Genomic DNA, 16680 nt, shown 5'->3' with positions numbered 1-16680 from the left:
CATTATGCTGCTTTTTCCACCGCCCATTTGCGCAGGATCTTGGCGGCTCTCTCCTCGCTGATTTCCACCATGCGGGAGAGCCTGCGTTCGGGCCCTTCGCGAACCCGGCGGTTGAATGTACCTTCGCCATCGCCGCCCGCCAGAAGATCGTCGGTGCTGTCGAAGCCGAAATCCGCTCCGAAACCTTCCATGAGACCACCTGCGCCCGCCTCCATGCCCGGAGAGAAGTCCGGCAATTCGAGACCGGCAGACTCCTGGCTGAGCTGAGCTGCAGCCGAACCGTTGGCAGTGACCGTGCGGACCAGAGGGCGGACACCGAGCCAGACGACGAGGAAGGCGACGGCGACAAAGGCGAGCGAGTTGATGATGCCGGCGGAATTGCGGCTCAGCACTTCCATGACGCCCGGGCCGCTGGCAGCCTCGTCAAGCAGCTGCGTTTCGAGGAAGTCCATCGCCGTCAGGGTGACCATGTCGCCACGATCGGAAGAAATGCCCGCGGCCGAGGTGACGATCTTCTGCATTTCCGCAAGATAGGCGTCGACCTTGGCCTGATCGGCCGGTTCGCCGACCATCTTGGCAATGCGGCCCTTGTTGACGACCACGGCAACCGAAATCTTCTCGAGGGTGTAGCCGTTCTTGACCGTGGCGACCGTCTTGGAGTTGATCTCGTAGTTGGTCTGTTCTTCCTTCTTGGCCGACTGATCGGAAGACTGCGGGCCACCGCCGCCGCCCTGGGGTGCTGCCTGCGGCACGTTCTGTTCCACGGTCGCGGCCGTGTCGGGCTGCGTTTCCTGGGATTTCTGGTCTTCCTTCACCGTGCGAACGGAACGCTCGACACGCGATTCCGGATCATAGACCGTTTCCTGGATCTGGCGGCTGTCGGTATTGATCTGCGCCGTCACGCTGGAGCGGAAATTGTCCATGCCGAGGAAGGGCGCCAGCGCCTTGTCGATATTGGTTTCGATTTCCTGCTGAACGTTCTGTGCCAGCGTCAGCGACCGGTTCATGGCCGCATTGGTGACGTCGTCGCCGGAAGCCAGAAGCTGGCCGGTCGAATCAAGCAGCGTCACGTCATCGACTTCGAGGCCGGGAACGGCCGAGGCGACGAGGTGGCGAATGGAGGCGGATGCCTTGCGGCCGGCGGATGCGCTCGCACGGATCATCACCGATGCGGTGGGCTTCTGTTCGCCACGGCGGAAATTGCCGACATCAGGCATGACGATATGGACGCGTGCGGCTGCAATGCCGTCAATCTGCTGGATGGAACGGCTGATCTCACCCTCGAGGGCGCGAACACGCGTCACTTCCTGCATGAAAGAGGTCAGACCAAGAGAGCCGACATTATCGAAAAGCTCATAACCGGCATTGGCGCTGTCGGGCAGGCCGCGTTCGGCAAGAAGCAGCCGTGCCTTGCTGGTGAGCCCGACGGGAACCTGAAGGCTGGAACCGTCGGTTCCCACCTGGAAATCCAGTCCTGCCTCGGCAAGCGCAATGCTGATCTTGTTAACGTCGCTTTTTTCAAGCCCCACATAGAGGGTCTCGTAAGCAGGACGGTTCACATAAAGCGCCGCAGCGAGGATAATGGCCATGGACAATACACCCACGCCGCCCAGCATCAGCAGCCGCGTCTGGCCCAGCGCCGCGACATTCTTCAAGACCTGAGGGATTTGATTTAACAGATTCATTCTGTTCCGCACCGTCATTCATAGAGTCCGAGACCTTTTGGCCCCGTCGTGACAATAGGGTGCGAAGCTTGCGCGAGCGTTGCCTTTCTCCGCATTCAGCGAAGGAAGGAACGGCCGGAATATGTTCTAGAACAGGTCGAAGTCGCCGGAAGCCTTGTCGAGCGGCTGGGAATGGCCGTGGCGCAAGGCCGCGCCGAGCGCCTTCTGCATTTCGGCAAGCTTGACGAGGCTGAGCGCGGTGGAGACGTCCACGAACCAGTCGGCGGGGATGGAGCCGGTAATGGTATCGATGAATTCGGCAAGGCCGCGGGTTTTCTGGACGGCAAGGTCGATGCCCTGCAACAGCTTGACGCCTTCGGCGGACAACTGACCGCTGGTCACTTCCAGCAATTGCGGCTCGATGCGCTCGATGAGATAGGCGACGTCGTGCAGTTCCGATACCACCCGCATCAGAACATCCGGCAGGGCTTCTTCGAACGGAGTGGTGGCGGTGTGCTCTGCAAGCTGCATTGGAAACTCCGTGACTAGAAAAATTCGATGTCGTTGGCGACGGGTTTGGGTGCCGGCACCGGGCGCGTTTCCATGGCAACCGTCTTCTGCGTTTCCGCGCCGCTGAGCGGATGCTGCCGCGCACGGCCGGAGACCGGCCAGAATTCGATCTTGCGGCCATGATCCCCACCCGTGGAGGAGCTGATGATCGGAATGCCTTCATCCTTCAGAAACTGCATGGCGAAGATGGCATTCTGCTCCCCGACATTCGAAAAGCTGGCTATCGTCTTGGCGCCGCCGAAAACCTTTGCTTCCAGCCGGTCGCGGCGGGCGCCCTGCTTCAAGAGGCCGTTGATCAGCAACTCCATGAGATGCACGCCATAACGCGTCGCGTCTCCGCCGGTCACATTACCCGTTCCCGGCAGCAGGAAGTGGTTCATTCCTCCAAGGCCGGCAACGGGGTCTCTCAGACATGCGGCCACGCACGAACCGAGTATGGTCGTCATCACCACGTCGGGATCGCTAACAACCTTGTACTCGCCCTGAATGATATGTACGCGCTTGGCCGCAGCTTCAATCATTTCAGCGATCCGAAAACCGCTTCGATGGCCGCGCGCATCTTATCGATGGTGAAGGGCTTGGCCAGCACGTTGTTGGCGCCGAGCTGGGCTGCCTTCTGCACCAGCGCGCGGTCACCCTGCGCGGTGAGGATGATGAAGGCGGCCTTCTTGGTGGTCGGATTGGCCCGCACCGCGTGCAGGAAACCGAGGCCGTCCATCTTCGGCATGTTGAAGTCGGAGATGACGAGATGATGGGGCTGCTGCTCCATGATCTTCAATCCCTGCTCGCCGTCGCCAGCGGAGGTGATCTGCTTGAAGCCCAGCTGTGTCAGCGCATCGCTGAGGAGCAGCCGGCTGGTCACCTGATCGTCAACGATCAGAACTTTGATCTTTTCTGCGAGAGACATTAGTCAGCACCTTCTTTGCGGGCAGTGGTTAGTTTCAGGATTTCTTCGCCGATGGAGGCCAACGGCAATTGCTGTTCCACCGCGCCAAGCTCATAGGCCACGCGGGGCATGCCATAGACGACACATGTTTTTTCGTTCTGGCCGACGGTGCGCGCACCGGCGTGGCGCATTTTCAAGAGACCAGCCGCGCCATCGCGGCCCATGCCGGTCAAGATGACACCGACGGCGTTGCGTCCGGCAAGTTCTGCAACGGAATCGAACAGCACATCGACGGAGGGGCGATGGCCGTTGACGGGATCACGGTCCAGAAGCCGGCAGCACGGTGCGGACCGGTTGGCGATCTGCAAATGACGCTCACCGCCCGGCGCGAGGTAGATCTTGCCGGTCTGCAGGCGCGCGCCGTCCGTCGCCTCTTCCACCACGGGGGCGCAGATGCGGTTCAGCCTCTCCGCGAAACTCTTGGTGAAGGTCGGCGGCATGTGCTGGGTAATCACGGTCGGCGGGCAATTGGCCGGGAACTTCTGCAGCACCGCGATCAGCGCTTCTACGCCGCCCGTGGAGGAGCCGATGGCCACGACCTTGCGGCCCGCCCGATATTCGCTCATCGGGACCGGCTGCGGCGCGGCAGCGGCTTCCGGCCGGGCTGCGCGGTAGGCTGCGTGTTGCGAGCGGGCGGCGGCCTTCACCTTGTCGGCCAGATCGCCGAAGGGCCGCGCGTCACCGGGAGCGGGCTTGCCGACACAATCGAAAGCACCGATTTCAAGCGCGGCAAGCGAAGCATCCGCACCGCGATGGGTCAGCGAGGAGACCATGATGACCGGCATGGGGCGCAGGCGCATGATCTTTTCGAGAAATTCGAGACCATTCATCTCCGGCATCTCGATGTCGAGCGTCACGACATCGGGATTGAGCTGTTTGATGGCGGCGCGTGCTTCCATGGCGTTGCCGGCCTGGCCGACCACCTCGACTTCCGGATCGGCCTTGAGGACGGCCGAAATCAGGCCGCGCATGGTGGGGGAGTCGTCAACGACGAGGACCCGTGCGAGTGCGCTCATGCCTTCCTCCCGGATGCGTGGCCGATGAAGCGATAGGTAGTGATGCCGGTATTGTCGAACACGTTCTTGGCGTCACCGGACACGCGTTCGGAATGGCCGATATAAAGGTGGCCGCCTTCCGGCAGCAGCCCGGCGAAACGCGACCAGATGCGCGTCTGCGTCGGCTCATCGAAATAGATGACGACGTTGCGGCAGAAGATGACATCGAAATTGCCCTTGAAGGGCCATTGCGTCATCAGGTTCAGCTCGTTGAAAGTGATGAGCCGCTTGACCTTGTCGTCGATGCGGAACTTGCGGCGACCGCCGGCATCGACCTCTGTGAACCATTGCTTGCGCATGGCGGGAGACACGGTTTCAAGCGCATTGTCGTCGTAAACGCCGGCGCGGGCCTGCGCCAAAATCTTCGGATCGATATCGGTGGCCAGAATCTTGAAATCGTAATCGGCCGCATTCGGAAACATGGCGAGCACGGTGAGCGCTATCGAATAGGGTTCCTGCCCGTCGGAACAGGCCGCCGACCAGATGCGGACACGCCCGCCGCTCTTCGCCCTGGCGATGAGGCCCGGCAGGACCTCGTCACGCAGATGTTCGAAATGATGGTTCTCGCGGAAGAACCGGGTGAAATTCGTCGTCAGGTGCGACAGCATCTCCCGACGCGGCTGTGCGCCCTCGGGGGAAGACACCAATGCGCAATATTCGCGGAAGCCGGACAGGCCGAGATTGCGAATATGTTTCGAGAGGCGGGAATAGACCAGCGACGCCTTGGTATCGTTCAGATAGATGCCGGCATCGGCATAGATCATCGCTGCGATTTCCGCGAGGTCGCGTCTCGTCAGCGGGTATTCGCCGCTGGCAAGAACCTCGTCGGGAGACTGGCGCTGGTCGCTGAAATTAAGTGCTGCCATGGATGATCCGCTTTCAACCTGTCGCCGCAAGCGACATTTCCTGCTTCAGTGGCTGTCCGCGCGAGGCGCTGACGATGGCATCGACATCCAGAATGAGCGCAACGCGTCCGTCACCCAGAATGGTGGCGGCGGCAATGCCCGGAACATGGGTATAGTTGGCTTCCAACGATTTGATGACGACCTGGCGCTGGCCCTGGATAGCATCGACCATCAGGGCACGCTGGCCGCCGCCTTCCGATTCCACCAGAAGCGCCACGCCTTCGACCGGATCAGCCTGGGTCGGGCGGAAGTTCAGGACACGACCGACATCGACCAGCGGGCAGAAGGAGTTGCGGATGGAGATCAGCCGCTGGTTGGAGCCGAAGGAGTGAATGTTCTTCGCTTCCGGCTGCAGGGTTTCCACGATCGCGGTCAGCGGCACCACCAGCGTCTGGCCGGCCACCGTCACCACCATGCCGTCGAGAACGGCAAGCGTCAGCGGCAGGCTCATGGTGAAGGTCGAGCCGAGACCGGGACGCGAGGAGATGTTGATGCGGCCGCCAAGCGCCTGAATGGAACGCTTGACCACATCCATGCCGACGCCGCGGCCGGAAATGTCGGAAATCTTGTCTGCCGTGGAGAAGCCCGGCGCGAAAATCAGATTGTCGATCTCTTCGTCGGTCAGGTTCGCATCGGCGGCGATCAGATCATTGTCGATCGCCTTCTGGCGGACGCGTTCGCGATTGATGCCCGCGCCATCGTCCTGAAGCTCGATCAGGATGCGGCCGGAGCGGTGCTTGGCCGAAAGCTTGATGGTGCCTTCGGGGTTCTTGCCCGCGGCTTCGCGCTTTTCCGGCGTTTCGATGCCGTGGTCGACGGCATTGCGGATCATGTGGGTCAGGGGTTCGGCCAGCTTGTCGATGACCGTCTTGTCGACTTCGGTGTTCTCACCTTCTGTAACCAGGCGGATCTGTTTGCCGATCATGTCGGCGACTTCGCGCACGATACGCGACATGCGCTGGAACACCGGCTTCACAGGCTGCGCGCGGATCGCCATGACGCTGTCCTGGATTTCGCGCGTCAGTTGTTGCAGCTCGTCCAGACCCATATTGACGGCGGACGTGCCGCTCGCATCGTTTTCGATAACGCTCTGCGACAGCATCGCCTGATTGATGACGAGCTCGCCGACGAGGTTGATCAGGCGATCGACGCGATCAAGATCGACGCGGATGGTCTGGCCGGCGCTTGCATTGGCCGCGGCATTGGCATTCGCCTGCGCTGCGGCTGCTGCGGCGGGCGCTGCCGCCGCCTCACGCTTTTCGATGGCGGCGTTGACGCTCTGGGCAATCTGCGTCGTCGCAACGGCAGCCTCTACGGCCGCGGCAACATAAGGCGCTGCCGCTTCAACGGCTGGCTCCTCTTCCGACCCGCTATCGAGAGCGGAGAGATCAAACGGAACCGGGATCATCGGAAGCTCTTCCGCGTCCGCAGCGGTTTCCGAAACAACTGGTGTGATTTCGAGATCGCAATCCCATTCGGCGAACTCGAAGACGCTGCGGATACCTTCCTCACCCTTGTCGGTCGTGATCGAAACCGTCCAGGAGAGATAGGAGGATTCGGGGTCGAGCGTGTCGAGCGAGGGCAATTCCGACAGGTCGCAATGAACGCTCATCTCGCCGATGCGCGAGAGATCGCGCAGGAGAAGGGCTGCTTCATTGCCTTTCGAATAAAGCGAAGAATGCGGCTTGAACGTGATCTGGAAGGTTGGCGCTTCCATCAAAGGCGTGGTTTCGTCGGCAAAGTCCGAGAAGGAGAACGGGATAGGCTCGAAACCGCTGTCGTCCGTGGGCTTGACCGCGACGGGTTCCGGCATCTTTACGGCAACCGGCGCAGGCGTGGAAGCCTGTATGGTTTCGCCATTGGCCAGCGCTTCCAGTTCCTTGACGAGGCCACGGGTGCGGCTTTCATCGACGCTGCCACCGTCTCTTGCGGCATTGGTGAGGTCTGCCAGCACGTCGGCAGAGCGCAGCATGACTTTCAGAACATCCTGTGACGGCTCCAGCTTGTTGGAGCGAACGCAGTCGAGGGTCGTTTCAAAAACGTGGGCGAAGGCCACGAGATCATCGAGACCGAAGGCACCGGCCCCGCCCTTGATGGAATGAACGGCACGGAAAACGGCGTTGACGGTTTCCGGATCACGGTCGCCGTCATTCAATTTAAGAAGCCCCGATTCCAGTTCGGCGAGCTGCTCCTCGCATTCCTGAAAAAAGATTTCCTTGATTTCGTTCATATCCATCGTGAAATGTCCCGTATCAGGCGGTTACGCGCTCAATGGCATCGATGAGTTTTGCAGGGTCGAACGGCTTGACGATCCAGCCGGTCGCACCGGCCTGGCGGGCGCGATTCTTCTTTTCTGCATCGCTTTCGGTCGTCAGAACCAGGATCGGGATCGCACGATACTTCTCGTTGCGCCGCACACCTTCGATGAAGCCGAAACCGTCGAGACGGGGCATGTTGATATCAGTCACGATGACATCGGGGTTGCTCTGTTCCAGCACTTCGAGACCTTCAACGCCGTCTTCGGCCTGAATGGTCTCGAAACCGGCATTGTTGAGCGTGACCAGGAGCATGTTCCTGATCGTTCTGGAATCATCCACGGTAAGAACTTTTTTCTTCACTTCTTTATCTCCTTCAGGAGCAAATGATCGATTTCGACGCCTATCAGTTTCATGGTCTTGTCGAATGCATCGGACACTCTGGCGAAACCGAACGGTTTGCCGTCCTCTTCCCAGGATTTCGCGCCGGCCATGAGGACCTGGGCGCAAAGAGCACCGATGCGCTCCACGTCGGACGCATCCACCGACAAAGGTGCGCCTCTCAGCGTCATCAGCTTGCCGTGCAGGGCCGATGCTTCGTTGAGATCCAGCACCGGTGACAGTTTCAGCGTCGCCTCTGCTGCTTTTCTGGCTGCCATTACATGACTCCCTGACGTCTGAATTGTTGGTAATTCTGGCTGTTATCCGTGCGGTTCTCCCCACGGGCCATAAATGACGAGTGCTGCCGGTCCGTACCGGCGGCGGCAGCGAAATGTTCCTGGCGGGCAATACGGAACGCGCGCACGCTGCGGCCGAGTTCCAGAATGACGGTATGCAGCGCATCGGCCTCGGAGGCACAAGCGCCCATGTCGGCGGCATTCCGTCCGGCCTGCCGTTGCTGTTCGTCGATATCGACGGCGACCGATTGCAATTCTCCGGCGTGGTCGGCGGTGTGCCGCGAGACCTCGGCGATCATGTCGTTGATGCCGGATACCTGCCGGACGACCCCGCCGATGGCCTCCTGCGTGCGGTTCACCATGCGCACGCCGCCCTCGACCTGCGTCTTAGTGGAGCCGACGAGGCTCTTGATCTCTCTTGCGGCATCGGCGGAACGCTGGGCCAATGCCCGGACTTCCTGCGCAACGACGGCGAAACCGCGTCCGCTGTCGCCGGCCCGCGCAGCCTCGATGCCGGCATTGAGGGCGAGAAGGTTGGTCTGGAAAGCGATCTCGTCGATGGTGCCGATGATCCGGCCGATCTGTTCGGCGGATTGTTCGATATCCGACATGGCGTCGATCGCCTCGCCGATCGCCCTGCCGCTTTCAACGGCCGCGTCGCGGGCGCTGGAAACCGCCTTTTCCGTCGCCGATATACGGGCGCCGTTTTCAGCCACATGCGCAATCATCGCCTGGAGTGCACGGGACGTCTCGGCAAGCGCTTCGGCCTGCTGGCGTGAACGCTCCGCCATGGAGCGGCCAATATCGGCAAAGCGGGCGCTCAGCGCCTCGGCCTCGCCGACACCGTTCTGAGCGGATGTCAGCGATGCGCCGATCGTTTCGAGCGCCGTGTTGAAGGTGGCTGCGACATCCCGATAGGCGTCGGGCACATCATCACCGATGCGGGCCTGCAAATTGCCCGCGGCAAAGGCCGTCAGAGCCGTGCCCAGCAAATTTGCCGCTTCCGAGCGGTCGTTGTCCCGTTGTTCCTGGAGTTCGCGGCCATGGCGCAGGCGCAGTTCGTTGAAGCGCAGCGATACGGCAATCTCGGTATCGACCATCACCAGCCGGACAACGTTCTTCACGGCTTCCGCAAGTTCACGGTTTTTCCGGCGGTTGCCGGACAGGAAGGAGCGGGGCGCATGTTCGGCCACCAACCCGCCGAGCAGATGCTCGAGAACGACGGCGTGGCTGGCGATCTGCCAGCGTGGATCGAGGCCCATGCGACCAGCATTGTCGGAAAGAACCTTCACCCGCTCCGCATAAAGCGCATCGAAACGCGCATCCGTCAGCACGCTCCAGTGCGAGGATTGCAGATCATGCAGGCGGTCGAGCTGGTTTTCGCTTTCGAAAGACGGCGAACAGTCCGGCATGGACTGGAAACGAGTCATCACGTCGCGCAGTCCGGCCTTGACGTAAGGCTCCAGCATGCTGCGGTAATTGCGCAGGAAATCGGATTGCGTCTCATCGAGGCCGGCAAAGCGCAACCGTCCCGCCAGGCTTCCGCCTGCCGATCTGCGCGCTTGATCTGATGGCAAGTCCTGCCCCAACCGACATCCCCAACAACATGACGGCCGGTAAAACCCGGCCAATTGGCCAAGGTTCAGAACGCCAGCACCCTAAAGGGGATTTTTGAACGAACATACCCATCGCGGACGATGCGGCATCGACGCCTGCCTGACCTTCTTGAACCAAGAAACGAAAATACCGGATCGGGCCCGGTACGGCAGTGCGGCGTCATGCCTGGAAGGGGAAGAACCCCATTCCGCCGTGGAAATACTACCAATCTTTATGGTTAATTCCTTGCTTGAAAGTTAAGAAACATAAGTACCGGCGTCAAACGGTAAAATTTGTAAAAGCTTTTAGCCATTACCGCCCTTACTTTGCCGCAAACGGACAAAAACGAAAAGGAATCGGACGCTCCGGCCGGTTTTTCCGGCCTGTGTGCTGGACAAGCGCGTGCGGCTTCCCCTAAAATAAATCAACGGGATATTCGCTCAGCGGTGATGCTTTAAAGAGACCTTTTCGACCAAGGAGATGCCAACTTGCCACGGATGGAGAAAGGCCGCAGTTCAAGGCGCCATCCACAAGTGCTCATCGGTCTCGTGGTCGCGAGCCTGCTTGTCATGATCGGCTTTCAGGCGCCCTCAGGCGTCAAGGCGCTCTCCAAGGCCAGCCGCCTTGAGCGGCTCCAGACCGTCGATCTCAGCCGTTCGCTTTCTCTTGGCGATAAGGATTGCGATAGCGGCAATGATTACAATTGCCGGAGCGACGATGCCGGCCGAGGGTTCTGGCAAGTGGAGTTCCCCTCACCCGCGCTCAGCATTACCGACAGTGCCAAGGCCTCGCTCGTTGCTGTTGCCATCGTGCCACAAGCTTTCCGAGACTTTGCCAGCGTGGTTCCACGCGCGCCTCCGCATATTATGTATTAGTCGTCCGGCGGTCATCATCATTGGGTTCATAACGAACCTTGGGGGATCGGAGTCGTCGGAAACCCGCCGTAGGCTCCCATTCCAGAGAGAAAACCGCCGCCGCATATGACACTTGCAACCCTTCTTCCATTTATTGTCGCATTGCCCTTCGTCGGCGCACTCCTGACGGCTTTCATGCCGCGCGACGGTGCGGCCGCCGGCCCGGCCTCCGTCGCGGGCGGCGTCGCCCTCTTCGGCCTGATCAGCAGCATGTTTCTGTATTCCAGCGTCAGCGGTGGCGGCGCGCTGAAATACGATGTGGAATGGCTACCGCAGCTAGGGCTCAATTTTACCCTACGGCTGGACGGATTTGCCTGGATTTTCGCGATCCTCATTACCGGCATCGGGCTGCTCGTGGTGCTTTATGCCCGCTACTACATGTCCTCCAAGGATCCGATCCCGCGGTTTTTTGCCTTCTTTCTCGCCTTCATGGGCTCGATGCTCGGCGTTGTGCTGTCCGGCAACGTCATCCTGCTGTCGATCTTCTGGGAAATGACCAGCATCTTCTCCTTCCTGCTGATCGGCTACTGGCACCAGAATGCCGGTGCGCGTGACGGCGCCCGCATGGCGCTGACCGTGACCGGCATCGGCGGTTTCAGCCTTTTGGCCGGACTTCTGATCCTCGGCCACATGGCGGGAAGCTACGATCTGGACAAGATCATCGAGGCCGGTGCTGCGATCCGCGCCCATTCTCTCTATCTGCCGGCGCTTATCCTCATTCTCGGCGGTGCGCTGACCAAGAGCGCGCAGTTCCCGTTTCATTTCTGGCTGCCCAATGCCATGGCGGCACCTACCCCCGTTTCCGCCTATCTGCATTCCGCAACCATGGTGAAGGCGGGAGTTTTCCTGCTTGCGCGGTTCTGGCCGGTGCTCGCAGGTACACCGGAATGGTTCTGGCTGGTGGGCGTGGCGGGCATCATCACCTTGCTGCTCGGCGCCTATTTCGCCATGTTCCAGCAGGATCTGAAGGGGCTTCTGGCCTATTCGACGATCAGCCATCTTGGCCTCATCACCACGCTCCTCAGCCTCGGCAGCCCGCTTGCGGCGGTGGCCGCCATCTTCCACATGGTCAACCATGCCACCTTCAAGGCTTCGCTCTTCATGGCGGCCGGCATCATCGACCATGAAACCGGCACGCGCGACATGCGGAGGTTGAGCGGGCTCTACACCTATATGCCGGCAACCGCGACGCTCGCCATGGCGGCGAGTGCGGCAATGGCCGGTGTGCCGCTGTTCAACGGCTTCCTCTCCAAGGAAATGTTCTTTGCCGAGGCGGTCGAAACCCATGCGGACTCGCTCTTGGACCGGGCTCTACCCTATGTTGCGACGCTGTCGGGCGCATTCGCTGTCGCCTATTCGCTGCGCTTCATCCATACGGTATTTTTCGGGCCCAAGCCCGTCGATCTGCCGAACCCTAATCCGCATGAGCCGCCGCGCTGGATGCGCTTCCCCATCGAGTTTCTGGTTTTCGCCTGCCTGATCGTCGGCATCGTTCCGAGCCTGTCGATTGGCCCGTTCCTGCATTCGGCCGTGCTGTCCGTGCTCGGCGCGCAGACACCCGTTTACAGCCTGTCGATCTGGCACGGTTTCAACCTGCCGCTGATCATGAGTATCGCGGCGCTGATCGGCGGTGTGACGATCTACGCCCTGCTTGGCGGTTATTTCTCGCGCTGCGATGACGGTCCACCGGTCTTCCGGCATTTGCGGGGCCAGCGCATCTTCGAGCGCATTCTCGTCACCGTGTCCTGGAAGTGGGCGCGGTGGCTGGAAAGCACGCTTGGCACGCGGCGTCTGCAGCCGCAGCTGAGGCTTCTCATCCTCGTGGCGCTTCTCGCCGGTTTCTCACCTCTGTTCCTTTCGGAATTTTCCCTGTCGCTGCCGCGCGTAACGACCTTCGATCCGATCTTCGCCATCCTGTGGCTGATCGGCATGATTGCTGCCATGGGGGCCGCCTGGCAGGCGAAATATCACCGGCTTGCCGCCCTCGTCATGCTCGGCGTGTCCGGGCTTGTCACCTGCCTCACCTTCGTCTGGCTTTCCGCGCCGGATCTCGCCATCACCCAGCTTCTGGTGGAAATCGTCACCACGGTTCTCATCCTGCTTGGTCTTCGCTGGCTACCGAAACGTTTCGAAAAGGTCGATAGCAGCGACGAGTTGCCCGCGCAGCTTCGCCGCGCCCGGGACTTCCTGTTGGCCGCCGCCAGCGGCATCGGCATGTCCGTCATCGCCTATGCCGTGATGACGCTGCCCGTGCCGAATGCGATTGCCACCTATTTCCTGGAGCGTGCCTATACCGAAGGCGGCGGCACCAATGTCGTCAATGTCATTCTCGTTGATTTCCGCGGCTTCGATACATTCGGTGAAATCGCGGTGCTGGCCATCGTCGCGCTCACCGTCTTTGCGTTGCTGCGCCGTTTCCGCCCTGCCCATGAAAGCATCGGCGTGCCGGAACAGCAGCAGATGCAGAACGCCTTCGATGCGGAACGTCCGGACCGCAGCAAGGGCGATACGGTGCGCGACTATCTCTACGTGCCATCCATCGTGATGCAGTGGATGTTCCCGGTCATCGTCACCTTCTCGATCTTCCTGTTCATGCGCGGCCATGACATGCCCGGCGGCGGTTTTGCGGCCGGCATCACCATGGCAATCGCCTTCCTGCTGCAATATCTCGCCGGTGGAGCGCGCTGGGCGGAGGATCGTATCCGCATCCTGCCGCTGCGCTGGATGGGCTTTGGCCTCTTGATGGCGGCGGCGACGGGTATCGGCTCCTGGTATTTCGGCTACCCGTTCCTGACCTCCTATTTCCAGTATACGGAGATACCCTATATCGGCAAAATGCCGACGGCATCGGCCCTGCTGTTCGACCTCGGCGTCTTCTCGCTGGTCGTCGGCTCCACCGTTCTTATCCTGATAGCATTGGCACACCAATCGTTGCGTAACTACCGCGTTCGCACGCCTGAAGCCGCAAAAGCGGAGGACGTGTAATGGAACTCATTCTTGCAATCGGCATCGGCATCATGACCGGCTCCGGCGTCTGGCTCGTGCTGCGCCCACGCACCTATCAGGTCATCGTCGGACTTTCGCTTTTGTCTTACGCCGTCAACCTGTTCATCTTCGGCGTCGGCGGCATCAAGACCAATGCGCCGCCGGTGCTGGTGAACGGTGTGGACAGCTCTTCGCTTGCCGATCCCGTGCCGCAGGCGCTGGTACTGACAGCAATCGTCATCGGCTTCGCCACCACCGCGTTGTTCCTCGTCGTGCTGCTTGCCGCCCGCGGTTTGACCGGCACCGACCATGTGGACGGGAGGGAGTCGAAATGATGTCGTTCCCCTTCCACATCGTCATTGCGCCCATCCTGCTGCCACTGATCACCGCCGCCCTGCTGCTGTTCTTCGACGAGCGCCAGCGCGTGGCGAAGGCCGCCATCAGCTTCACCTCCACCGTGCTGCTGCTGGTCGTCGCGATACTGCTATTCCGCGAGGTGAATTCTACCGTCAATACCGAGATCGCCGCCGTGGTTTCGAGCGGCGTCTACCTCCTCGGCAACTGGCCGGCCCCTTTCGGCATCGTGCTCGTGGCCGACCGCCTGTCCGGCCTGATGGTGCTTTTGACTGCGCTGCTCGCCATTCCCTCACTGATCTATTCGATGGCGAAATGGCACAAGGCCGGTGCGCATTTCCATTCGCTGTTCCAGATGATGCTGATGGGTGTCAATGGTGCCTTCCTGACCGGCGACCTCTTCAATCTCTTCGTGTTCTTTGAAGTCATGCTCGCCGCCTCCTACGGCCTGCTGCTGCATGGTTCCGGACAGCAGCGCGTCAAGGCGGGGCTGCATTACATCGCCATCAACCTCGTTGCCGCGCTGTTCTTCCTGATCGGTGTCAGCCTCATCTATGGCGTCACCGGCACGCTGAACATGGGTGATCTTGCGCATCGTATCGAGGGCCTTAACCCCGACCAGCGCATGCTGCTGGAAACCGGCTCGGCAATCCTCGGCATTGCATTTCTGGTGAAGGCCGGCATGTGGCCGCTGAATTTCTGGCTGCCTTCTGCCTACGGCGCGGCTTCTGCCCCGGTTGGCGGGCTGTTCGCGATCATGAGCAAGGTCGGCATTTATGTCATCGCCCGCCTGTCCTTCCTGCTTTTCGGGCAGACAGCCGGTGAATCCGCAGGCTTCGGCCATGATGCCCTGCTCGTTGGCGGCATCGCCACCATCATCTTCGGTGCCATCGGGGTTCTGGCGTCCCAGGCGCTCGGGCGCCTCGCCGGTTTTTCGGTTCTGGTCTCATCGGGAACGCTTCTCGCCGCCATGGGCACCGGTAATCCGACGGTTGCGGCCGGCGCGCTCTATTACATGGTCAGTTCCACCCTTACCATCAGCGCCTTCTTCATGCTGATCGAACTCGTCGAGCGCGGGCAGGATGCGGGCGCGAACGTTCTTGCCGTGACCATGGAGGCCTATGGCGAGGGCGAGGAGGAAGACGAGGAAGAGGAAGTCGGCGTGACGATGCCCGCCACAATCGCGGTGCTCGGCGCCTGTTTTGCCGCCTGCGGCATTCTTCTTGCCGGCCTGCCGCCGCTCTCGGGCTTCATCGCCAAGTTCTCGATGCTGACCGCCATTCTCAACCCTTCCGGGCTTGGCGCAAACGACAGCATTTCCACGCTTTCCTGGTGGCTGGTGTTCCTGATCGTCTTTGCCGGTTTCGCCTCGCTGATTTCGATGACCCGCGCCGGCATCCGCACCTTCTGGGCCTCCATCGAAGGAACGGTGCCGCGCGTTCTCGTCATTGAAATCGCACCGGTGATGCTGTTGCTAGCCCTGACGCTCGCCATGACCGTGCAGGCGGGGCCTGTCATGCGTTACATGCAGGAAACGGCGCGTATTCTCGATCTGCCCGCAAGCTATATTCAGGGCGTCATTTCCGCGCCACGAGCGGGCAGCAATCCGGAGGCAGAGCCATGATGAACCGTGTCCTGCCCTACCCGCTGCTGACGATCTCGCTGATCTTCTTCTGGCTGACGATCAACAGCTTTTCGGCCGGACACCTGCTGCTCGGCACCTGTGTCGCGCTCATCGCCTCCTGGGCAATGGCGTCGCTGAGGCCCGCCAAGCCGCGTATCCGCAACTGGCACAGGCTCGTGCAGCTGATCCTGATCGTGCTTTATGATATTGTCAGGTCCAATCTCTCTGTCGTGAAGATTATTCTGTTCAAGCGCGAAAGGGACCGTAAATCCGGCTTCCTGGCGGTGCCGCTCGATATTCGCGATCCCATGGCGCTTGCCGTGCTGGCGACGATCCTGACCTCGACACCGGGCAGCGCCTGGCTCGAATATAATTCCAGCCAGGGCACACTCCTCCTCCATGTCCTCGACGATGTGGATGAGGCGGCGTGGATAAGCCTTATCAAGAACCGCTATGAAAAACTGCTGATGGAGATATTCGAATGAGTTCGATTATCCTTTTCTGGTCCTTTTCGCTGGCGCAGCTGATGCTGGCCATCGCCATGACGATATCAGTCTATCGCATCGCCATCGGCCCGCGCGCCCAGGACCGCGTACTGGGCGTGGATACGCTCTATGTCAACGCCATGCTGCTTCTCTTGACCTTCGGTCTGCGCACCGGCAACGACATCTATTTCGAGGCCTCACTGCTGATCGCGATCCTCGGCTTTGTCTCCACCGTCGCCCTTTCCAAATTCATGATGCGTGGCGAGGTGATCGAATGACCAATGCCGCAGAATTTCCGCTCTGGGCCGCCATTCTTGTGGCGTTCTTCGTTCTCCTCGGCGCATCCCTGACGCTGATCGGCACGATTGGTATGGCAAAGCTCAACAGCTTCTACGAGCGCCTGCACGCCCCCACACTCGGCACCAGCTGGGGCACCGGCGGCATCGTGATGGCCTCGATCATCTATTTCTCCGTCTCCGGCGACCGCTTCGCCTTCCACGAAATCTTCATCGGCATCTTCATGACAGTGACGACACCGGTTTCCCTGATGCTGCTGGGGCGCGCGGCGCTTTATCGGGACCGGGCGGAGCAGAATACGGATAATCGCGAGCATTTGTAACGTTTTGGTAGTTTGGTAGGTCGAACCAACA

General features: G+C 60.7%; 17 protein-coding genes. 7 read left to right on the top strand and 10 right to left on the bottom strand.

All coding sequences use genetic code 11. From position 1 onward, the window contains the following. Positions 1 to 2: 2 nt before the first annotated feature. The 10 genes from fliF to CFBP5499_RS01325 all read right to left on the bottom strand — a co-directional run bounded on the left by fliF (position 3) and on the right by CFBP5499_RS01325 (position 9649). Positions 3 to 1685 (bottom strand): flagellar basal-body MS-ring/collar protein FliF, encoded by a 1683-nt coding sequence (gene fliF, locus CFBP5499_RS01370; protein ID WP_173986256.1) that lies wholly within the window; start codon positions 1683 to 1685, stop codon positions 3 to 5. A gap of 126 nt (positions 1686 to 1811) precedes the next feature. Continuing rightward, on the bottom strand, positions 1812 to 2195 hold the full coding sequence (gene cheT, locus CFBP5499_RS01365; RefSeq protein ID WP_080826300.1) for a chemotaxis protein CheT: 384 nt from the start codon (positions 2193 to 2195) through the stop codon (positions 1812 to 1814). A gap of 14 nt (positions 2196 to 2209) precedes the next feature. Then, positions 2210 to 2755 carry a chemoreceptor glutamine deamidase CheD gene (gene cheD / locus CFBP5499_RS01360; protein ID WP_080826303.1) on the bottom strand — a complete coding sequence of 182 codons (546 nt, stop codon included), beginning with the start codon at positions 2753 to 2755 and terminating at the stop codon, positions 2210 to 2212. Beyond that, positions 2752 to 3141 (bottom strand): chemotaxis response regulator CheY2, encoded by a 390-nt coding sequence (cheY2, locus tag CFBP5499_RS01355; protein ID WP_006312924.1) that lies wholly within the window; start codon positions 3139 to 3141, stop codon positions 2752 to 2754. The genes cheD and cheY2 overlap by 4 nt, the downstream gene beginning before the upstream one ends. Continuing rightward, entirely contained in the window at positions 3141 to 4196 is a 1056-nt protein-coding gene (gene cheB / locus CFBP5499_RS01350; protein WP_080826306.1) for a protein-glutamate O-methylesterase CheB, read from the bottom strand. Before cheB ends, cheY2 begins: the two co-directional genes overlap by 1 nt. After that, the gene (gene cheR / locus CFBP5499_RS01345; RefSeq protein WP_080826308.1) at positions 4193 to 5101 is read right to left on the bottom strand and encodes a protein-glutamate O-methyltransferase CheR; all 909 of its coding nucleotides are present in this window, start codon (positions 5099 to 5101) and stop codon (positions 4193 to 4195) included. Before cheR ends, cheB begins: the two co-directional genes overlap by 4 nt. Positions 5102 to 5114: 13 nt before the next feature. Next, the gene (locus CFBP5499_RS01340) at positions 5115 to 7376 is read right to left on the bottom strand and encodes a chemotaxis protein CheA (protein ID WP_080826310.1); all 2262 of its coding nucleotides are present in this window, start codon (positions 7374 to 7376) and stop codon (positions 5115 to 5117) included. A 16-nt stretch (positions 7377 to 7392) separates the two neighbouring features. Further along, positions 7393 to 7758, bottom strand: a complete 366-nt coding sequence (gene cheY1, locus CFBP5499_RS01335) for a chemotaxis response regulator CheY1 (RefSeq protein ID WP_004439870.1) — start codon at positions 7756 to 7758, stop codon at positions 7393 to 7395. Then, entirely contained in the window at positions 7755 to 8054 is a 300-nt protein-coding gene (locus tag CFBP5499_RS01330; RefSeq protein ID WP_080826311.1) for an STAS domain-containing protein, read from the bottom strand. The genes cheY1 and CFBP5499_RS01330 overlap by 4 nt, the downstream gene beginning before the upstream one ends. Then, positions 8054 to 9649 carry a globin-coupled sensor protein gene (locus CFBP5499_RS01325; protein WP_233284162.1) on the bottom strand — a complete coding sequence of 532 codons (1596 nt, stop codon included), beginning with the start codon at positions 9647 to 9649 and terminating at the stop codon, positions 8054 to 8056. The genes CFBP5499_RS01330 and CFBP5499_RS01325 overlap by 1 nt, the downstream gene beginning before the upstream one ends. 516 nt (positions 9650 to 10165) lie before the next feature. On the opposite strand from CFBP5499_RS01325, the gene CFBP5499_RS01320 reads away from it, so the two are divergent. The 7 genes from CFBP5499_RS01320 to mnhG all read left to right on the top strand — a co-directional run bounded on the left by CFBP5499_RS01320 (position 10166) and on the right by mnhG (position 16649). Continuing rightward, positions 10166 to 10543, top strand: a complete 378-nt coding sequence (locus CFBP5499_RS01320) for a hypothetical protein (protein WP_080826314.1) — start codon at positions 10166 to 10168, stop codon at positions 10541 to 10543. Between the two features lie 105 nt (positions 10544 to 10648). Beyond that, on the top strand, positions 10649 to 13567 hold the full coding sequence (locus CFBP5499_RS01315; protein ID WP_080826317.1) for a monovalent cation/H+ antiporter subunit A: 2919 nt from the start codon (positions 10649 to 10651) through the stop codon (positions 13565 to 13567). After that, positions 13567 to 13902 (top strand): Na+/H+ antiporter subunit C, encoded by a 336-nt coding sequence (locus tag CFBP5499_RS01310; RefSeq protein ID WP_080826320.1) that lies wholly within the window; start codon positions 13567 to 13569, stop codon positions 13900 to 13902. The genes CFBP5499_RS01315 and CFBP5499_RS01310 overlap by 1 nt, the downstream gene beginning before the upstream one ends. Further along, on the top strand, positions 13899 to 15545 hold the full coding sequence (locus CFBP5499_RS01305) for a monovalent cation/H+ antiporter subunit D (protein ID WP_175416574.1): 1647 nt from the start codon (positions 13899 to 13901) through the stop codon (positions 15543 to 15545). The genes CFBP5499_RS01310 and CFBP5499_RS01305 overlap by 4 nt, the downstream gene beginning before the upstream one ends. Continuing rightward, entirely contained in the window at positions 15542 to 16030 is a 489-nt protein-coding gene (locus CFBP5499_RS01300) for a Na+/H+ antiporter subunit E (protein ID WP_173986248.1), read from the top strand. The genes CFBP5499_RS01305 and CFBP5499_RS01300 overlap by 4 nt, the downstream gene beginning before the upstream one ends. Beyond that, positions 16027 to 16308, top strand: coding sequence for a K+/H+ antiporter subunit F (locus CFBP5499_RS01295; RefSeq protein ID WP_003514989.1), 282 nt, complete (start codon positions 16027 to 16029; stop codon positions 16306 to 16308). The genes CFBP5499_RS01300 and CFBP5499_RS01295 overlap by 4 nt, the downstream gene beginning before the upstream one ends. After that, complete coding sequence (gene mnhG, locus CFBP5499_RS01290) at positions 16305 to 16649, top strand: monovalent cation/H(+) antiporter subunit G (RefSeq protein WP_080826323.1); 345 nt, start codon at positions 16305 to 16307, stop codon at positions 16647 to 16649. Before CFBP5499_RS01295 ends, mnhG begins: the two co-directional genes overlap by 4 nt. Positions 16650 to 16680: the final 31 nt, after the last annotated feature.

Origin of the sequence: Agrobacterium tumefaciens (assembly GCF_005221325.1) — a bacterium.
In the GTDB taxonomy this organism is placed as follows: Bacteria; Pseudomonadota; Alphaproteobacteria; order Rhizobiales; family Rhizobiaceae; genus Agrobacterium.
Note: the sequence above shows the minus strand (reverse complement) of the source record. Positions and strands in the feature narration are given on the sequence as shown.

Bases quoted from the DNA above. Each gene is read 5' to 3' on its own strand.
- fliF (WP_173986256.1), bottom strand. From the start codon at position 1,685: ATGAATCTGTTAAATCAAATCCCTCAGGTCTTGAAGAATGTCGCGGCG.
- cheT (WP_080826300.1), bottom strand. From the start codon at position 2,195: ATGCAGCTTGCAGAGCACACCGCCACCACTCCGTTCGAAGAAGCCCTG.
- cheD (WP_080826303.1), bottom strand. From the start codon at position 2,755: ATGATTGAAGCTGCGGCCAAGCGCGTACATATCATTCAGGGCGAGTAC.
- cheY2 (WP_006312924.1), bottom strand. From the start codon at position 3,141: ATGTCTCTCGCAGAAAAGATCAAAGTTCTGATCGTTGACGATCAGGTG.
- cheB (WP_080826306.1), bottom strand. From the start codon at position 4,196: ATGAGCGCACTCGCACGGGTCCTCGTCGTTGACGACTCCCCCACCATG.
- cheR (WP_080826308.1), bottom strand. From the start codon at position 5,101: ATGGCAGCACTTAATTTCAGCGACCAGCGCCAGTCTCCCGACGAGGTT.
- CFBP5499_RS01340 (WP_080826310.1), bottom strand. From the start codon at position 7,376: ATGGATATGAACGAAATCAAGGAAATCTTTTTTCAGGAATGCGAGGAG.
- CFBP5499_RS01330 (WP_080826311.1), bottom strand. From the start codon at position 8,054: ATGGCAGCCAGAAAAGCAGCAGAGGCGACGCTGAAACTGTCACCGGTG.
- CFBP5499_RS01320 (WP_080826314.1), top strand. From the start codon at position 10,166: ATGGAGAAAGGCCGCAGTTCAAGGCGCCATCCACAAGTGCTCATCGGT.
- CFBP5499_RS01315 (WP_080826317.1), top strand. From the start codon at position 10,649: ATGACACTTGCAACCCTTCTTCCATTTATTGTCGCATTGCCCTTCGTC.
- CFBP5499_RS01310 (WP_080826320.1), top strand. From the start codon at position 13,567: ATGGAACTCATTCTTGCAATCGGCATCGGCATCATGACCGGCTCCGGC.
- CFBP5499_RS01305 (WP_175416574.1), top strand. From the start codon at position 13,899: ATGATGTCGTTCCCCTTCCACATCGTCATTGCGCCCATCCTGCTGCCA.
- CFBP5499_RS01300 (WP_173986248.1), top strand. From the start codon at position 15,542: ATGATGAACCGTGTCCTGCCCTACCCGCTGCTGACGATCTCGCTGATC.
- CFBP5499_RS01295 (WP_003514989.1), top strand. From the start codon at position 16,027: ATGAGTTCGATTATCCTTTTCTGGTCCTTTTCGCTGGCGCAGCTGATG.
- mnhG (WP_080826323.1), top strand. From the start codon at position 16,305: ATGACCAATGCCGCAGAATTTCCGCTCTGGGCCGCCATTCTTGTGGCG.